This window comes from Oceanivirga salmonicida, from assembly GCF_001517915.1.
GTDB classification, from domain to species: Bacteria; Fusobacteriota; Fusobacteriia; order Fusobacteriales; family Leptotrichiaceae; genus Oceanivirga; species Oceanivirga salmonicida.
In genome coordinates, this window is sequence record NZ_LOQI01000120.1 from 1 (window position 1) to 2,080 (window position 2,080).

Genomic DNA, 2,080 nt, shown 5'->3' on the forward strand with positions numbered 1-2,080 from the left:
TTTAAATAGGCATCTGTATCATTATCAACAACTATATCTGCATGTAAAAGTAGGACTGCTCCAAAGAATATTGTTATTAATTTTATTTTTAAATTTTTAAACATAACGATCCCCCTTATTTTTACTTTTCTTAATCTTTATAGTATATTAATACCACGTTTTTCAAAAAATGCAAGCACTTTTATATGTTTTTTCAATTAAAATATTTTAAATATCAAAAAAACAGTAAACCTTTTTTGATTTACTGTTATCATTAATTTTTATTTTTCAATTTCTTTTACATACTGTTGAATTGCATCACAAACATATTGAGCAGTTCCTTCACCAAATTTATCTAAATTATTTTTAAATTCAATATTTTTAACATATCCATACCCTATACTTGAAAATACATTAATCGGACAATCAAATGCATATTTACACATATGTTTATGCAACTTTTTAGATAATTCTACATTTTCTTTTGATGTTGCTTTTAATCCATTTGACATATTTTCAGCAAAAGCAAAGAAAACTTTATTAAATCCATCCACAATCTCTACTTCTTTTCCTTTTTGATTTTCAATAACTTCTTTTCCATATTTGTCTACTACAACTTGTTGATACTTTAAACTATCTTGGTATGTAAATCCTTTAAATTTCTCTTTTGTTGACATAATAACTCCTCCTTCTTTAGATTCAATTGTTTTTTCCAATGTATCTATTAATGTTAGAAGTTTTTCTTTTTCATTTTGCATTAAATTTAATTGTTTTTTTAAGTGAATTAATATGTCCTTATCCCCTTTTGTTAGCAACTCTTTAATTTGCTTTAAAGAAAATCCTAAATATTTATAGAATAATATCATCTGTAAAATTGACATATCTTCTTCTGTATAATATCTATAACCATTTTCATGTTTTTTTGGAGATAAAAGTCCAATTTCATCATAATAATGTAAAGTGCGCACCGATACACCACTAATTTCATTCACTTTTTTCACTAGATACATTTTATTTCCCTCCTAACAATTTAAGTGTACACTATTACGCAACGTCAGAGTCAAGACTTTTTATAAAAAAATATTTTAATTATTATTTATTTTATTCACTGTCAATTCTACTATCTCACTAACTTCATCTAAGTAACCTAAAAACTCCATAAATCCATGTGATAATCCCTTATATTCATAAGATTTTATATTACATTTTTTACAAAATTCATCTATTTCAGGATTAAAATAATCAAACTCAGATTTTACAACTAGCATTTTAGGCAATTTCTCTAATTCTTCACTTGTTATTTTTTTCAAGTCATACATAGAATTATTTTTATCAGTATTTTCAGGAACATAGAACTTTTGTATATATGGCATTACAGATTTTAAAAATCTAATAACCATTTTCCCATTTGGACAAGGATCTTCTAAATTATACATATTCATATTCCAATTTTTTATTTCATCTAATGAGATAACTGGGTAATACATAGTAACAAAAGAAAGTAAATTTTCATCTTTAATATCTAATAATGCTGTATTCATTGCTAAATGAGCTCCTGCACTATCTCCTGCAACTGAAAACTTTACATTTTTATACATAGAAGATACTTTTTTTATTATATTATATATTTCTATACTAGTGTCAGGAAATTTAGATTTTGGAGCTAGGGTATAATCTATATTTATTACATGCATATTTCCAACTTTTGCAAAATATTTACATAAATATTCCATTACTATTGCTGCACCACCGTAAAAACCACCACCATGTATATAGAAAAGAACATTTTTAGTTTCTAAATTATTATAATATTTATAGCAATCTATACCATTTATATTTATTTTTTCTTGTTTTATTTCTTTTGCTAAATCTAATCCTCTATAACCTATCATAGATCTCATCTTACCTAAATCTATTCCATCTATTATTAAATCTTCGCCTAAACTAAATTCATCTTTATTTCTTCTGCTTTGTGCATATAGCATTTCTTCTTTTATGTCCATTTTTTCTTGTATGATATAGTCATACGACTATACATACTTCTCCTTTCATAATTTTATATATATTTATTTATATATTTAATTTATTAATTTGATTTGTC

Annotated in this window: 2 protein-coding genes; both read right to left on the reverse strand. The window is 24.3% G+C overall.

The genetic code is table 11. The features are described 5' to 3' along the window. Positions 1 to 260 precede the first annotated feature (260 nt). Positions 261 to 989, reverse strand: coding sequence for a MerR family transcriptional regulator (locus AWT72_RS08455; RefSeq protein WP_067143587.1), 729 nt, complete (start codon positions 987 to 989; stop codon positions 261 to 263). Between the two features lie 75 nt (positions 990 to 1,064). Further along, complete coding sequence (locus AWT72_RS08460) at positions 1,065 to 1,982, reverse strand: alpha/beta hydrolase fold domain-containing protein (RefSeq protein ID WP_067143590.1); 918 nt, start codon at positions 1,980 to 1,982, stop codon at positions 1,065 to 1,067. Between the last annotated feature and the right edge of the window lie 98 nt (positions 1,983 to 2,080).

Excerpts from the sequence above, each read along its gene's own strand:
- AWT72_RS08460 (WP_067143590.1), bottom strand. The coding sequence starts at position 1,982 with ATGGACATAAAAGAAGAAATGCTATATGCACAAAGCAGAAGAAATAAA.
- AWT72_RS08455 (WP_067143587.1), bottom strand. The coding sequence starts at position 989 with ATGTATCTAGTGAAAAAAGTGAATGAAATTAGTGGTGTATCGGTGCGC.